Annotated in this window: 13 protein-coding genes; 5 read left to right on the forward strand and 8 right to left on the reverse strand. The window is 46.1% G+C overall.

Going from position 1 to position 15,034, the window contains the following annotated elements; all coding sequences use genetic code 11:
* Positions 1 to 36 precede the first annotated feature (36 nt).
* Complete coding sequence (dusA, locus tag GOL65_RS20860) at positions 37 to 1,035, forward strand: tRNA dihydrouridine(20/20a) synthase DusA (protein ID WP_140920242.1); 999 nt, start codon at positions 37 to 39, stop codon at positions 1,033 to 1,035.
* A gap of 67 nt (positions 1,036 to 1,102) precedes the next feature.
* Here the strand turns inward: dusA and GOL65_RS20865 are convergent, their stop codons facing one another.
* From GOL65_RS20865 to GOL65_RS20880, 4 genes are all read right to left on the reverse strand, one after another.
* Positions 1,103 to 2,074: an aldo/keto reductase gene (locus GOL65_RS20865; protein ID WP_140920241.1), complete on the reverse strand. Its 972-nt coding sequence runs from the start codon at positions 2,072 to 2,074 to the stop codon at positions 1,103 to 1,105.
* On the reverse strand, positions 2,071 to 2,454 hold the full coding sequence (locus GOL65_RS20870) for a MerR family transcriptional regulator (protein ID WP_140920240.1): 384 nt from the start codon (positions 2,452 to 2,454) through the stop codon (positions 2,071 to 2,073). Before GOL65_RS20870 ends, GOL65_RS20865 begins: the two co-directional genes overlap by 4 nt.
* A gap of 148 nt (positions 2,455 to 2,602) precedes the next feature.
* Entirely contained in the window at positions 2,603 to 3,094 is a 492-nt protein-coding gene (locus GOL65_RS20875; RefSeq protein WP_140920239.1) for a YfbM family protein, read from the reverse strand.
* Positions 3,095 to 3,147: 53 nt separating this feature from the next.
* Positions 3,148 to 4,131 (reverse strand): quinone oxidoreductase, encoded by a 984-nt coding sequence (locus GOL65_RS20880; RefSeq protein WP_179038522.1) that lies wholly within the window; start codon positions 4,129 to 4,131, stop codon positions 3,148 to 3,150.
* A 147-nt stretch (positions 4,132 to 4,278) separates the two neighbouring features.
* Between GOL65_RS20880 and dnaB the strand changes: the two genes are divergently transcribed.
* Both dnaB and alr read left to right on the forward strand, forming a co-directional pair.
* Positions 4,279 to 5,697: a replicative DNA helicase gene (gene dnaB, locus GOL65_RS20885; RefSeq protein ID WP_130592801.1), complete on the forward strand. Its 1,419-nt coding sequence runs from the start codon at positions 4,279 to 4,281 to the stop codon at positions 5,695 to 5,697.
* A gap of 170 nt (positions 5,698 to 5,867) precedes the next feature.
* A complete protein-coding gene (alr, locus tag GOL65_RS20890; protein ID WP_140920237.1) occupies positions 5,868 to 6,944 on the forward strand; it encodes an alanine racemase in 1,077 nt (358 codons plus the stop codon).
* Between the two features lie 57 nt (positions 6,945 to 7,001).
* Here alr and GOL65_RS20895 read toward each other — a convergent pair whose 3' ends face one another.
* Positions 7,002 to 8,318 carry a cation:dicarboxylate symporter family transporter gene (locus GOL65_RS20895; protein WP_140920236.1) on the reverse strand — a complete coding sequence of 439 codons (1,317 nt, stop codon included), beginning with the start codon at positions 8,316 to 8,318 and terminating at the stop codon, positions 7,002 to 7,004.
* Between the two features lie 591 nt (positions 8,319 to 8,909).
* Between GOL65_RS20895 and GOL65_RS20900 the strand changes: the two genes are divergently transcribed.
* Together GOL65_RS20900 and GOL65_RS20905 are read left to right on the forward strand one after the other, a co-directional pair.
* A complete protein-coding gene (locus tag GOL65_RS20900; RefSeq protein ID WP_140920235.1) occupies positions 8,910 to 9,287 on the forward strand; it encodes an MmcQ/YjbR family DNA-binding protein in 378 nt (125 codons plus the stop codon).
* A 482-nt stretch (positions 9,288 to 9,769) separates the two neighbouring features.
* On the forward strand, positions 9,770 to 10,315 hold the full coding sequence (locus GOL65_RS20905; RefSeq protein ID WP_140920234.1) for a bactofilin family protein: 546 nt from the start codon (positions 9,770 to 9,772) through the stop codon (positions 10,313 to 10,315).
* 153 nt (positions 10,316 to 10,468) lie between these two features.
* Here GOL65_RS20905 and GOL65_RS20910 read toward each other — a convergent pair whose 3' ends face one another.
* From GOL65_RS20910 to uvrA, 3 genes are all read right to left on the reverse strand, one after another.
* Positions 10,469 to 11,353, reverse strand: coding sequence for a TPM domain-containing protein (locus GOL65_RS20910; RefSeq protein WP_140920233.1), 885 nt, complete (start codon positions 11,351 to 11,353; stop codon positions 10,469 to 10,471).
* Positions 11,354 to 11,355: 2 nt separating this feature from the next.
* Positions 11,356 to 11,973: a LemA family protein gene (locus GOL65_RS20915; protein WP_140920232.1), complete on the reverse strand. Its 618-nt coding sequence runs from the start codon at positions 11,971 to 11,973 to the stop codon at positions 11,356 to 11,358.
* A gap of 191 nt (positions 11,974 to 12,164) precedes the next feature.
* Positions 12,165 to 14,996 (reverse strand): excinuclease ABC subunit UvrA, encoded by a 2,832-nt coding sequence (uvrA, locus tag GOL65_RS20920; protein WP_140920231.1) that lies wholly within the window; start codon positions 14,994 to 14,996, stop codon positions 12,165 to 12,167.
* Positions 14,997 to 15,034 lie beyond the last annotated feature (38 nt).

Below are 15,034 nucleotides of genomic sequence, written 5' to 3' on the forward strand. Positions count from 1 at the left end.
GATCAAGAAAACTATCTGGTAGCCGTTAATCTTTTTATGAATTCTGATAAATCAACACAATACCCTATGCAGCGCTTTTCCGTTGCTCCTATGCTTGACTGGACCGATCGCCATTGCCGCTATTTTCACCGGTTACTTAGCGGGCAAACTCTGCTGTATACCGAGATGGTCACTACTGGTGCCATTCTGTTTGGTAAGGGCGATTATCTTGCATACAGCCAGCAAGAGCAGCCGGTTGCGTTGCAGTTGGGAGGAAGTGAACCTCAGGCGCTGGCTGAATGCGCTAAACGTGCGGAAGCATTAGGCTATAACGAGATTAATCTGAACGCGGGCTGTCCTTCCGATCGGGTACAAAACGGGCGCTTTGGTGCTTGCCTGATGGCGGAACCTGAGCTGGTGGCAGAATGTGTTAGCGCAATGAAACAGGCGGTTTCCATACCGGTAACGGTAAAAACCCGGATTGGTATTGATGATTCAGATAATTATGAGTTTTTGCAGCGTTTTATCACTATTGTTTCAGAGCAGAGTGGCTGTGATAATTTCACGCTTCATGCGCGTAAGGCCTGGCTATCGGGTTTAAGCCCAAAAGAAAACCGGGAAATACCGCCACTGGATTACTCTCGAGTCTATTTAGTTAAACAAGAGTTTCCTCATCTGACCATAGCCATTAACGGTGGTATTAAAACGTTGGAAGAAGCTAAAGAGCATCTGCAACATGTTGATGGCGTGATGATGGGGCGTGAAGCCTATCAAAACCCGGGCATACTGGCGCAGGTTGATAGTGAAATCTTTGGTATTGAGCGAGAGCTTCCTCAGGCCACAGATGTGGTCGAGGCGATGTATCCCTACATTGAGCAAGAGCTGTCTAAAGGCACTTACCTGGGACATATTACTCGTCATATGTTGGGGCTGTTTCAGGGAATTCCCGGCGCGCGTCAGTTCCGTCGTCATTTAAGTGAGAATGCCCATAAAGCCGGAGCGGATGTTGAAGTATTGCGGCAGGCGCTGGCGATGGTAACCGGAAAATCCAGTTAATCCTGTGAAGAATAGTAAAAAGGCAGCCCTTATCGGGCTGCCTTTTTAGTTTCAATCACCGAACGATTTACTCGTGACCCGCCAGATTTCTTGGCCGGTATGGTGCTTCCAGTATAGCTACTTCTTCATCGCTTAACGTTAATGACAGTGCAGCAACCGCATCGTCCAGATGATGCGGCTTGGATGCCCCAATAATTGGTGAGGTCACCACTTTACGATGTCTCACCCAGGCTAGTGCCACCTGCGCAGGAGGCACTCCACGGGCGGTAGCCACCTGTTCCACTGCGTTAACGATGGCGTCTTCTTCTGCCTGATGGTTATACCAATTATGTGCTGGCGTATCGGTGGTGGCCCGGATAGTTTGATTCTTTCTGGATCCGGTTAATACTCCGCGAGCCAGTGGAGACCAGGGGGTAACGGCAATCCCCATCTCTTCGCAAAGCGGTAACATTTCACGCTCTTCTTCGCGATAAATCAGGTTGTAATGATTCTGCATTGAGACAAATTTTGCCAGCCCATGCTGCTCTTGCAGGGATAACATGCGCATAAACTGCCAGGCGTGCATTGATGATGCGCCGATGTATCTGGCTTTTCCGGAGCGTACTACGGTATCCAGCGCTTCAATGGTTTCTTCAATTGAAGTTTCAGGGTCGAAGCGATGAATGATATACAGATCGAGGTAATCGGTTCCCAGACGCTTCAGTGAGGCATCAATACTTTTCAAAATATGCTTACGGGACAGCCCACGATCGTTAGGGTTATCACTCATTGGATTAAACACTTTGCTGGCGATGACCACGTCGTCACGTGGAACTATTTTCAGCAATGTTTTACCTAAAACCTCTTCGCTGGCACCACGGGAATACATATCTGCAGTGTCAAAAAAGTTGATGCCAAGATCCAGCGCCTTTTTGATAAAAGGACGAGTGCCATTTTCATCCAGTACCCATTCCCGCCATTCCGGGCTGCCATAGGTCATACAGCCCAGACAGATAGGGGAGACTTTAATACCTGTGGAACCAAAGCGGACGTATTTCATTTGGGATCTCCTGTTGTATCAGTAATCGTGTGACTGTTGTTGCAGTAACCATCAATTTTTTTATCAATCACCAGCAGACAGCTTTGTAATTCAGCTAGTCGGTGCCTAACCTGTTGGCGATGTTGCTCCAGTAACTGTCGGCGTAGATCGGCAGTGCTCTCACCTTGAGTTACCAGTTCTGCATACAGTTGCATATCGCGCAAAGGCATTCCTGTGGTCCTCAATTTGCTGAGGAACTCAAGGCGGTCCAGCACTCGTTGGTCGTAATCTCTTTGCCCACTGCTATCCCGATAAACTACCGGCAACAAGCCGATGCGTTCGTAATAGCGAAGCGTATGGGGAGATAAGCCAGTCTTTTTTGCCAGTGTGCCAATTTTCATATAACACGCCTTTTGCGGGTGAGTGGGATAACCTTAAAGGTTAGAGTGCACTCTAAGTCAAGCGGAATCATTTTTTTGTGAGCTATTTTTCGAAAGGAAAAATGAGAAGAGGGGTACGGCATATTTTTGCACCGTACCCGGATACAACTTAGTAAATACTTACAACGACATGCATATTATTATCCAGACAGCGCTGGTAAAAATTTATCAGTTCCGTTAATGCCTGTTCTAATTCAGCATACAGTGAATCTTTGGGCTCTGAAGTCCAGATGTCAGGATAGATCTCAGCCTCACTTAATTGCTGAGGATCAAAGCGGGATTTCAAGCCGACCAAATCGAGTTGTTTCAGCGCGGCAATGACTGGGGGGAGTTCGTTATTTCCGATGGCGGCAATAAAGTTCTCTTCATCCAGGATATGAATACCAACTATGGCATCGCTTAACGGGTCATCTTCCAGAGGTTCACTGGCGGAGCTGCCGGTCAGTATGAAATGCAGACCATCCCACATTTTTCCGATATCCAGCGTGTCGTTGTGCTCTTCCAGCTCTTCCAGTTCATCAACCAGATCGACTTCATCGAGATCTATCAGGTGGTTCAGACCATCTTCATCAATGGCCATATAGCAGGCTTGTATTCCCATTATGGATATCCGTTCGTTAGTCAGTATGATTGTGCCTTGTTATTTTTGAACTATCAGGGTATCAGCAGGCTGGAGCCTGAAGTTAGCCGACTTTCTAATGCCTGATGAGCCCGTACAGCATCTTTAAGCGGGAACTGTTGCGTTGATGCGACATCCACATTGATAGCGCCGCTGGCAATCATAGAAAACAGTTCGTTGGCTGCATGTTGTAATAGTTGCTTGGTAGTAATGTAGTTACCCAGTGATGGTCGGGTAACATACAGTCCGCCTTTTTGATTAAGAATGCCTAAATCCACGCCGGTAACCGGACCTGAAGCATTACCAAAACTCACCATCAACCCATGTGGGCGCAAGCAGTCCAGTGAAGCAAGCCAGGTTGATTTACCCACTGAGTCATAGACAACGTTCACTTTCTCACTGTTGGTCAGTTCTGATACGCGTTTGGCAATATCCTCTTCCTGATAGTTAATGGTGGCCCAGGCTCCATCTTGCTTAGCCTGGGCTGCTTTTTCGGCAGAACCAACAGTACCAATCAGTTTAACGCCCAGCGCTTTTGCCCACTGACAGGCAATTTTACCTACGCCTCCGGCAGCGGCGTGGAACAAAATGGTTTCTCCTGGTTTTACCTGATAGGTCATATGCAGTAAGTAATAAACTGTTAGCCCTTTAAGGAAGGACGCTGCCGCCTGTTCAAATGAGATAGCATCCGGGAGTTTAGCCACTTTATCTGCTGCTACGCAGTGGTAGTCGCTATAAGCGCCTAATGGTGATTGGGCATAAACAACCCGATCGCCAACGTTAATATGCGTGACCCCAGCCCCTACTTTTTCTACGATGCCTGCCGCTTCTGTACCTAGTCCTGATGGCAGTGAAGGTGTTGGATAAAGGCCGCTACGAACATAGGTATCAATATAGTTAATACCGACAGCCTTGTTGGCGACTAATACTTCATTGTCGGCCGGTTGTCTGGGAGTAAAATCGACATATTTCAGTACTTCCGGGCCACCATTTGCAGCAAATTCAATACGTTTAGCCATAATATAAACTCCGGGATAATGAATGATTTTTAATCAACACAGATTAAATTCATCATAGCAGCCATGTTGATCGTTGGGTAGGCTGCCATCATCGCGTATACTGCTTAGCTGTTATCTTTTAATCGTAACCGGATCGCTAATTATCCCATGTCTGGCAAAACACCTTTTAATAAGCAGAACGCCCGTAACGAACGGCCTGTCGACCGTCAAATGGAAGGGCTGAAAATGCCGCCTCATTCCCTTGAGGCTGAACAATCCGTATTGGGCGGCCTGATGCTGGACAATGAGCGTTGGGATAATGTGTCTGAGCGGGTAACGGCTAATGATTTTTATAGTCGTCCTCACCGTACTGTATTTGGTGAAATGCAGCGCCTGCTTGAGCTGGGCAAACCAATCGATCTGATTACGCTATCTGAATCTTTGGAACAAAAAGGGGTGCTCGATCAGGTGGGGGGATTTGCCTATCTGGCGGAGCTGTCAAAAAACACCCCTAGTGCGGCTAATATTGGTGCTTATGCGGACATCGTTCGCGAACGCGCAGTAGTCCGTGAGATGATCTCGGTAGCCAATGAAATTGCCGATGCTGGTTATGACCCTCAGGGGCGCAACAGTGAAGAGCTGCTGGACCTGGCAGAATCACGGGTTTTCCAGATTGCAGAAAGCCGTACTAACAAAGATGAAGGGCCAAAGAGTATTGACCAGATTCTGGAAGATACGGTTTCTCGTATAGAACAATTGTATCAACGCCCTCATGACGGCGTGACTGGCGTTTCTACCGGCTTTAATGATTTAGATAAGAAAACCGCCGGATTACAGCGGTCAGATTTAATTATTGTCGCCGCGCGTCCTTCAATGGGTAAAACTACGTTTGCCATGAACCTGTGTGAAAACGCCGCCATGATGCAGGAGAAACCGGTACTTATCTTTAGTCTGGAGATGCCCTGCGAACAGATCATGATGCGTATGCTGGCTTCACTCTCGCGCGTCGATCAAACCAAAATTCGTACTGGCCAGTTAGATGATGAAGACTGGGCCAGAATTTCCAGCACCATGGGTATTTTGCTGGAAAAACGCAATATGTATATTGATGACTCTTCAGGCCTGACGCCAACGGAAGTTCGCTCCCGTGCCCGGCGTATTTTCCGCGAACATGGCGGGCTTAGCATGATTATGATCGACTACCTGCAGCTGATGCGCGTACCTGCTTTGTCCGACAACCGTACTCTGGAAATTGCTGAAATCTCCCGCTCGCTGAAAGCGCTGGCAAAAGAGCTACAGGTACCGGTAGTGGCGCTGTCTCAGCTTAACCGTAGTCTGGAACAGCGGGCAGATAAACGCCCGGTTAACTCCGACTTACGTGAATCTGGTTCTATCGAGCAGGATGCGGACGTTATTATGTTTATCTATCGTGATGAAGTGTATAACGAGAACAGTGAAGAGAAAGGGATTGCACAGATTATTCTTGGTAAACAACGTAACGGTCCTATCGGTTCTGTTCGCTTAACGTTCCAGGGGCAATGGTCACGATTCGATAACTACGCAGGTCCGCAATTTGATGATGAATAACCGGTTTTGGCGTTCAGCCTAAAATTTTAATACCGGTTTATTCCCAAATGATTTCACAGTCACTTCACAAAAGTAGAATAATAATAAAAGCCTTATCCGTGGAAAATGTTCGGGCTGTAGTTTAAGCAGCCGTTTCCACTCTGTAATAGTGTATTAACTAAGGATTTAAAATGATCTCGGCAACAGCGGTAATTGACCGCGGCGCATTGAAACATAATCTACAACGTATTCGCCAAATAGCTCCTGAAAGTCGCATTATTGCCGTGGTAAAAGCCAATGCCTATGGGCATGGTCTGTTAGATGTCGCCCATACTTTGCCTGATTCTGATTGCTTTGGCGTTGCCCGCATTGAAGAAGCGCTGATGCTGCGCTCCGGTGGCGTGATTAAGCCAATTTTACTGCTGGAAGGTTTTTTCTGTGCTGAAGACTTACCAATGCTGGCGGTCAATAATATCGAAACGGTAGTACATAATATTGAGCAGTTAGAAGCTCTGGAACAGATCGAACTCGATCGCCCGGTACGCGTATGGATGAAAGTGGACACTGGTATGCATCGACTTGGCGTGCGTCCTGAGCAGGCAGATGCATTCTATAAGCGTTTAAGCGCCTGCGAGAATGTGGTGCAACCGGTTAATATTATGAGTCATTTTAGCCGTTCTGATGAACCTGAGGTTGATACCACTCGTAAGCAAATTGATTGCTTTGATGCTTTTGTACATAACAAGCCAGGTTTGAAAAGTCTGGCGGCTTCAGGCGGTATCTTACTGTGGTCTGAAGCGCATCGTGACTGGATTCGCCCGGGTATTATTATGTATGGTGTTTCTCCTCTGGCGGATACCTTCGCGGATAAGTTTGGGCTAAAACCAGCCATGACGCTGAAAGCCAGTCTGATTGCGGTACGTGAGCATAAAGCGGGTGAGCCGGTAGGTTATGGTGGTGCCTGGGTCAGCGAACGGGATACTCGTTTAGGCGTGATTGCCATTGGTTATGGCGACGGATATCCTCGCGATGCACCAAATGGTACACCAGTATTGATTAATGGCCGGCGCGTGCCTTTAGTTGGGCATGTTTCTATGGATATGGTGACCGTAGATTTAGGGCCAGATGCCACAGATAAAGTCGGTGATGAAGCTACTATCTGGGGGCCGGAATTACCAGTAGAAACGATTGCAAAATACACTGGTATTATTCCTTACGAGTTGATTACCAAGCTGACCGCTCGTGTAGCAACCCGCTATATTGATTAAACAACGATTCCGGCACCCAGCTATAGCAAGGTGCCGGATTTTTCTTATTAACGCCGATTAATCCTCATCATCTTCCAGCTTTTGCCGCCGACTCGGGTGGTACTCACGATTCATTTTTGCTACAGCAATAGTCGCTACGGTATTTCCAATAATGTTGGTGACCGCCAGTGCCATCGACATAAAGCGATAAACCCCAAACATTACGGCAACGCCTTCTAATGGTAATAATCCGGTAGTGGTTATGGTGGCTGCGAAAACCACGAATGCTCCACCAGAAACGGTTGCGGCGCCCTTGGAGGTTAATAGCATAATCAACAGAATACCGAACAGCTGCTCAATGCTAAGTGGAATACCATAAGCATTTGCCAGAAATATAACCCCCATCGACATATAGATTGAGGTTCCATCCAGATTGAAGGCATAGCCGGTAGGTAAAACCAATCCTACCGTTTGGCGTGACGCGCCATACTTGGGTAATTTTTCCAGCAGGCGAGGTAGTACACTCTCAGAGGATGCAGTACCGAAAGTGATATAGAGTTCTTCTTTAATAAATTTAATAATATCAAATAGATTAAGTTTAAAGATCAGACAAACAGCACCTAATACAATCACCACAAACAGGATCAGCGTCAGATAAAAAGCTAATACCAGATAGGTTAGCTTAATCAACATATCCACACCGTTACTGCCTACCGCATAAGCAATAGCCCCAAAGGTACCGATAGGTGCCAATAGCATAATAACGTGGATAAATTTAAAGAAGGCTTTAGCAATGAAGTTGAGCGCATTCTCTACCACCACGCGCTCTTTCTCTTTCAGTAACAGAATACCAAAGCCAAACATCAACGCCAGTACCAGAACCTGTAATAAATTATTAGAGGAGAAAGCCCCCATAAAGCTATCGGGGAATATTTCGAGGAAAAACTGAGCGAAAGATTTTGGCGCTGCATGAGAGGCCTGAATCAGACTGGTAGCCTGTGAGTTAACGTGACTTTCGGTTAATACCGTACCGCTACCAACGCTGAGTAGTTCTCCCATTCCAAAGCCAAACAGGATGGCAATGGTCGAGACAATTTCAAAATAGATAATAGCGCTCAGGCCAACCCGCCCGACCTGCTTAATATCGCCAGCGGCACCGATTCCCAGCGCTACCGTTAAAAAGATTAATGGTGCGACGGCACTTTTAATCAGTCGTAAAAATATATCACCCAGCAGCTTCAGGCTGGTGGCAAACTCTGGCCAGATAAATCCTACCAAAATCCCCAGGATCATACTGACTGCAATCTGGAACCCCAGACCTTTCCAGAAGGCCTTTTTAACAGGTTCAGCGAGTAAAGATTTATCGTGCTCCAATGTATGCGAGTGATTTGTCATAGTGCTTGCCTTAATTTTGATTTACCTGAATTTTTTATAAGAATGTGCAAAACGAGAAGAACCCTATCTGACCAGACGAGAACTGGAGTAAGAAACATGAAGGTTGTTTAGACTTTCGTTTTTGCTGAGTCGTACATCAAGATTGATTCTTGTGGTTTAAAGACTTGCAGGGTAACCGCATGAGGTTCCGTTATTCTGTTATAAAGTGTGGTGCTATTTTAGCAAAGAAGTGTATGTGCATTTTATGATCCGACTAACATAATCGTCATACAAAAGTTAAAAAGCATTTTTAATCATGTGTTATTAGATCATTTCTGGTATGCACTAAATATAAATTATTTTGATTGCTATTATATCGACTGTTTTGTCAGGTTTTATACAAAATGTCTTGTTATAGAAGGATTTCTACTTTTTTGCATTTGTAATTAATATACAAAAATCACTTGTTTTTTATATATTTTTATTTGATCTGAATAACGAATAAACAGCATAAAGGAAGACAATACTATTTTTATTGGTAATATCCATAAATATGATTAATTAACAGCATAAAAGTAATTAACATGATAAAAACAGGCGTGGTAAACAAATATGGATATGCAAGATTGTATTGAATATTGTTTAACCAAAACAGGCAGTATTCATGATTATCAACCACTGTGGGAAGCCGATCGGGTTAAGGTTGCTGGTAAAATATTCGCGATAGTGGGTGATTTAAACGGCAGACCGAGCATCACGCTTAAGTGTCCTCCGGCGCTGGCTGAACGTTTACGGGATGAGCATCAGGAGATTATACCCGGTTATCACTTGAATAAAGCGCTGTGGAATACGCTGTTTCTCAATGGGAAGCTGGAAGAGGCGCTGGTAAAAAACATGATTGATATTTCTTATCAGGAAGTGAGCGCTTTACTACCAGCCTATGTAAAGAAGGCAATGGCCGCAGGAGAGAATCCGCAAGCAATAAAATAAGCAACCGGTTTTAATCCGTAGTATCTGGTTTATTTACCGGTTTAGTTAAACTAAGGGTTATTAGCCGGTGTTTTTAGTAAATAATTGTTTATTTATTGCAAGGACATATAAGAAATAATCTCGACATAATAACGAGATATGACGATTAATAGCATCATAGCTATTATATAATTAGCAATACATCAGGTGCACTTTAGGTTGAATAAGCATAAAATAGCGCACTGCTCGTGCGAGCATTTTTATGTAACAGCTTAACACCTATTGCTACCCATCAATTATTACCGGAATGTAGTTCCATGAATGCTAGAAGCAGGCATAATCAGCCTCTCAGGGATGTTCTTCTATGCAGTGTACTGATCTTATGGATAAGTGCCCTCGCTTTGTATATCTCTGGTTATTTGGTATTGGGTGTTATTTCATCAACGTTATCTATACTGTTTTTCTTTTGCTATTTAACTAATATAAGGACGAAATTATTATCTATGTTTGGGAAAAAAACATCTAAATATGAGGTGACAGGCACTCAATCACAATCGTTGACCAGTAACGTTTCAAGTACGGTTTCAGGTAGTGAGTCAAAAGTCTACTCAGATAGTATTGATGTGCGCAATCGTTGCACAATTATTGCCAGAAATGCCTCATTTGTTGGTGACATTGAAGACAGTGGCGATATCCAGATCTATGGCAAAATTGTCGGTAATATCAATATTACTGAAGGCTCTATCCGTATCATGAATACCGGATATGTAAAAGGCCAACTGAACGCCCCTGAAATCATTATTGATGGTCAGGTTCACGGTAGCTGCTACGCTGAGAATATCGATATTCTTGAACACGGTATGTTACGTGGCACCAGCTGCTGTGAAAATATTTCCATTAAACGCGGTGGTGTGTTTGTTGGTCAGTCTGAAGAGTGGACGCCAAAAGAAGTTCCATTAACTCGTGTTACTAAAGATGTGATTGAAGAATTAGAAGTTCAGAATGAGTTAATTATCACATCAGATGATGATTCAAACGATAAGTTATAATAATTCATATATTGGGTGGGGTGTGGACATCCTGGTCCGGATAAAGTGATTTACAGATGTTGTTTTTCTTCGGTAACTGGCAAATAGTAGCTGAATAACGATGAAGATTAGAGCGGGTTGGTGATATCAGATCATCAACCCGTTTTTAATTATTTACCAGCGGCCTGAAGCTCCACCTCCGCCGGAACGGCCTCCACCACCGCTGAATCCACCGCCGCCGCCAAAACCACCGCCTCGACCTCCTCCAAATCCGCCCCCACCACGACCGCCGCCGCTGAGTAAGGCATTCATTATCATTGGAGCAACCAGAGTACCAATAGCGCCCAGACCAAATGATAAAAGCAGATCCAGCCAGACCACGACATGATTAACCAGCAGTTGAAATAACAGCACACCAATGGTTAGCGTCAGGCCGGTAAAAAACATCTTCTTTAATAGTGTAAGTTTGCGAAACAGGCTGGATAACATAACCAGAGCGGCTAACCACAGGACAGAACTCCCTTCATCAATAGGTGCAGCGTCAGGTTGTGAATGAGCCTGTTGAGAAGAAGCTTCGTTTTTGTGTTCAGGATTTAGCTGATAGATGATGGCTCCTACAGCCAGTTCTATTCCCCGGTTATAGTCGTTCTGCTTGAAACTTGGAATAATAAGACGATTAATAATCTGGCTGGACTGAAGGTCAGTCAGATCGCCTTCCAGACCATAGCCGACTTCAATTCGCACGGTACGGTCTGATTTAGCGACCAGAAGCAGTATGCCATCATCGACATTTTTCTTACCCAGTTTCCACTGCTCAAAAACGCGGATGGCGAATTGTTCAATAGTTTCATCACCGGTGGTGTCAACAATCAGTACTGCAAGCTGATGCCCGGTGGTTTTTTCCAGGTTAGCTGCTTGCTGGGTCAGGGTACGGACGCTGTCTGCAGACAGCGTAGCAGTCAGGTCTGTTACCTGTTGCTGTAATGGCGGCACAGCAACAGGTGCCGCATTTGCTAACAGTGATAGAAAAAACAGTCCAAACAGTACCAGACGGCGCATAGCTATCTCCGGTCACTGCCTGAAGGTGAGAAGTCAACGCTTGGGGCCGTTGATATTTGCTCACTGTTTTCTGGCAGGAAATTTTGCTTGGTTTTATACCCTAAGAGCTTGGCAGTAATCAGCCCGGGGAATCGGCGGATCTCCAGGTTATAATCCTGAACTGCTTTGATATAACGCTGACGAGCCACGGCGATTCTATTCTCAGTGCCTTCCAACTGAGTCATCAGGTTAGTGAACATTTCATTGGCTTTCAGGTCTGGATAACTTTCTCTGATGACCAACAGGCGGGATAATGCGCTACCCAATTGAGCCTGTGATTGTTGAAAAGCGCGCATGGCCTCTTCGCTATCCGGTGCCGCCATGTTTTGTTCTGTAGAACCAATTCTTGAGCGAGCGTCAGAAACTTGCTTAAACACATCAGCTTCGTGAGCAGCATAGCCTTTAGCGGTAGAAACCAGATTCGGAATCAGGTCAGCACGGCGCTGATATTGGTTTAAAACTTCAGACCAGCTTGCGGTGACATTTTCATCCTGAGTTTGGATTTCGTTGTAATTACATCCGGTCAACATAAGGGCCAGCAATGACATGGCCAGCCAACGAAAATGAGAAGAGAACGACATAAATATTTATTCCTTGAATACCAAAAATAGCGCCCCTGTGGAGGCAGGCAATATACGACGATTATAAATCAGTTTGAACAGTATTCTGCTATTAATGGTGACAGGAAACCGACATATTCAAACCAAACAGGCTGAAGAAAAGTGGTAAAAAAGGGGAAGCTTAAATAAGCTTCCCCTTTTTTGTGGAGAGATTAATCTTTTTCCAAAATTGGTTTCAGGAAGCGGGCAGTATGCGATTCGGCGCACTCGGCTACGGTTTCTGGCGTACCGGAAACCAGAATTTGACCGCCGCCACTTCCTCCTTCCGGACCCAAATCAACGATCCAGTCAGCGGTTTTAATCACGTCCAGATTATGCTCAATAACTACAATCGTATTACCCTGATCTCGTAGCTGATGAAGCACTGTTAGCAGCTGTTCAATGTCGGCGAAATGCAAACCGGTGGTGGGTTCATCCAAAATATACAGAGTTTGACCGGTTCCACGCTTGGAAAGCTCTTTTGCCAGTTTCACTCGTTGAGCCTCACCGCCGGACAGTGTAGTGGCGGACTGACCTAAACGAATATAGGAAAGGCCAACATCCATCAGTGTTTGTAGCTTACGTGACAGAGCAGGCACCACGTCAAAGAATTCTCTGGCATCTTCAACCGTCATTTCCAGCACTTCGTTGATGTTTTTGCCCTTATATTTTACTTCCAGGGTTTCGCGGTTATAACGTTTGCCTTTGCACTGGTCGCAAGGAACATACACATCTGGCAGGAAGTGCATTTCAACTTTGATTACGCCATCACCCTGACAGGCTTCGCAGCGGCCACCGCGAACGTTAAAGCTGAAACGGCCAGGATTATAGCCACGTGCGCGAGACTCTGGCACACCAGCAAACAGCTCACGGATTGGCGTGAAAATACCAGTATAGGTGGCCGGGTTGGAGCGAGGCGTACGTCCGATAGGGCTTTGGTCAATATCAATAACCTTATCGAAGTGCTCCAGACCGGTAATCTCTTTGTAAGGTGCGACTTCATCACCGGTGGCTCCATTAAGCTGGCGCTGAGCAACCGGGTATAGCGTATCGTTAATCAGCGTAGATTTTCCTGAGCCCGAAACACCGGTAATACAGGTAAACAGGCCCACAGGAACGGTTAACGTAACGTTTTTCAGGTTATTTCCGGTTGCGCCAATCACTTTCAGTACTTTGTTGGCATCTGCCGCTACACGCTGTTTAGGGATCTCAATTTTGCGTTTACCCGACAGGAACTGGCCGGTCAGCGATTCAGGAACCTTCATGATGTCTTCCATGGTGCCTTCAGCGACCACGTTACCACCATGAACGCCCGCTCCCGGGCCGATATCAATGACGTGGTCTGCTTCACGAATGGCGTCTTCATCATGTTCAACCACAATCACGGTATTGCCCAGATTCCGTAGATGAATCAGCGTATCGAGCAGACGTTGGTTATCGCGCTGGTGTAAACCGATAGAAGGTTCATCCAGCACATACATTACCCCAACCAAACCGGCACCAATTTGACTGGCAAGACGGATACGTTGAGCCTCACCACCAGACAGCGTTTCTGCCGAACGGGAAAGCGAAAGGTAGTTCAGACCGACGTTGACCAAAAAGCTCAGACGTTCCCCGATTTCTTTCAGAATTTTTTCAGCGATTTGTGCCCGTTGACCCTGTAATGACAGGGCGCCAAAGAATTTCATCGCATCGCCAATGCTGAGCTCTGAAATTTCCGGTAGCGTAGTGTTCTCTACGAATACGTGGCGCGCTTCCTCTTTCAGACGGGTACCGCCACAAGAAGTACAGGAACGATTGCTGATAAACTTCGCCAGCTCTTCACGCACAGCGGTGGATTCCGTCTCTTTATAACGGCGTTCCATATTATTCAGCACACCTTCAAACGGATGCTTACGTACCGTGGTATCACCACGATCGTTAACGTATTTGAACTCAATATTCTCTTTGCCCGAGCCGTTAAGTATTACTTTCCGGACGTTTTCCGGCAGGCTGTTAAACGGTGCTTCCACATCAAATTTGTAGTGCTCAGACAGCGAGCGAATCATTTGGAAATAGTAAAAGCTGCGGCGATCCCAACCGCGAATGGCACCGCCAGCCAGTGATAGCTCATCGTTTTGTACTACACGTTCCGGGTCAAAATATTGCTGAACGCCCAAACCATCACAGGTCGGACAGGCACCGGCCGGGTTGTTAAATGAGAACAGACGTGGCTCCAGCTCACGCATGCTGTAACCACATATCGGGCAGGCAAAGTTAGCGGAGAACACCATCTCTTCGGCTTTGCTGTCGTCCATATCTGCCACTACAGCGCTGCCGCCAGAGAGGGCTAATGCGGTTTCAAATGATTCTGCCAGACGTTGCGCCATATCATCACGCACTTTAAAACGGTCGACTACCACTTCAATGGTGTGCTTTTTCTGCAGCTCGAGTTTTGGAGGATCGGAAAGATCGCAAACCTCACCGTCAATTCGTGCGCGGATATAGCCTTGAGACGCCAGATTCTCCAGCGTTTTGATATGTTCGCCTTTACGATCTTTGATCACCGGCGCCAGTAGCATCAGACGAGTGCCTTCCGGCAATGTCAGTACGTTGTCCACCATCTGACTAACCGTTTGGGCAGCCAGCGTAATATTGTGGGTAGGGCAACGTGGTTCACCTACGCGGGCAAACAGCAGGCGCAGGTAATCGTGAATTTCAGTGATGGTGCCCACGGTAGAGCGCGGGTTATGAGACGTTGATTTCTGTTCAATAGAAATCGCCGGGGAAAGACCTTCAATATGGTCTACATCCGGTTTTTCCATCAGCGACAGGAACTGACGGGCATAGGCGGATAAGGATTCGACATAGCGGCGCTGCCCTTCAGCGTATAGGGTATCAAACGCTAGTGATGACTTACCTGAACCGGACAGCCCGGTAACAACAATAAGCTTGTTGCGCGGCATGACCAGATTGATGTTTTTTAAGTTATGGGTGCGGGCGCCCCGGACTTCTATCTTATCCATTTCAACAAGCCTTACAGTGTTAACTCTGACGCGGAACT

This window comes from Limnobaculum xujianqingii (genome assembly GCF_013394855.1).
In the GTDB taxonomy this organism is placed as follows: domain Bacteria; phylum Pseudomonadota; class Gammaproteobacteria; order Enterobacterales; family Enterobacteriaceae; genus Limnobaculum; species Limnobaculum xujianqingii.

What these genes read in the sequence shown, in the direction of transcription:
- dusA (WP_140920242.1), top strand. Translation starts at nt 37, where the DNA reads ATGAATTCTGATAAATCAACACAATACCCTATGCAGCGCTTTTCCGTT.
- GOL65_RS20865 (WP_140920241.1), bottom strand. Translation starts at nt 2,074, where the DNA reads ATGAAATACGTCCGCTTTGGTTCCACAGGTATTAAAGTCTCCCCTATC.
- GOL65_RS20870 (WP_140920240.1), bottom strand. Translation starts at nt 2,454, where the DNA reads ATGAAAATTGGCACACTGGCAAAAAAGACTGGCTTATCTCCCCATACG.
- GOL65_RS20875 (WP_140920239.1), bottom strand. Translation starts at nt 3,094, where the DNA reads ATGGGAATACAAGCCTGCTATATGGCCATTGATGAAGATGGTCTGAAC.
- GOL65_RS20880 (WP_179038522.1), bottom strand. Translation starts at nt 4,131, where the DNA reads ATGGCTAAACGTATTGAATTTGCTGCAAATGGTGGCCCGGAAGTACTG.
- dnaB (WP_130592801.1), top strand. Translation starts at nt 4,279, where the DNA reads ATGTCTGGCAAAACACCTTTTAATAAGCAGAACGCCCGTAACGAACGG.
- alr (WP_140920237.1), top strand. Translation starts at nt 5,868, where the DNA reads ATGATCTCGGCAACAGCGGTAATTGACCGCGGCGCATTGAAACATAAT.
- GOL65_RS20895 (WP_140920236.1), bottom strand. Translation starts at nt 8,318, where the DNA reads ATGACAAATCACTCGCATACATTGGAGCACGATAAATCTTTACTCGCT.
- GOL65_RS20900 (WP_140920235.1), top strand. Translation starts at nt 8,910, where the DNA reads ATGGATATGCAAGATTGTATTGAATATTGTTTAACCAAAACAGGCAGT.
- GOL65_RS20905 (WP_140920234.1), top strand. Translation starts at nt 9,770, where the DNA reads ATGTTTGGGAAAAAAACATCTAAATATGAGGTGACAGGCACTCAATCA.
- GOL65_RS20910 (WP_140920233.1), bottom strand. Translation starts at nt 11,353, where the DNA reads ATGCGCCGTCTGGTACTGTTTGGACTGTTTTTTCTATCACTGTTAGCA.
- GOL65_RS20915 (WP_140920232.1), bottom strand. Translation starts at nt 11,973, where the DNA reads ATGTCGTTCTCTTCTCATTTTCGTTGGCTGGCCATGTCATTGCTGGCC.
- uvrA (WP_140920231.1), bottom strand. Translation starts at nt 14,996, where the DNA reads ATGGATAAGATAGAAGTCCGGGGCGCCCGCACCCATAACTTAAAAAAC.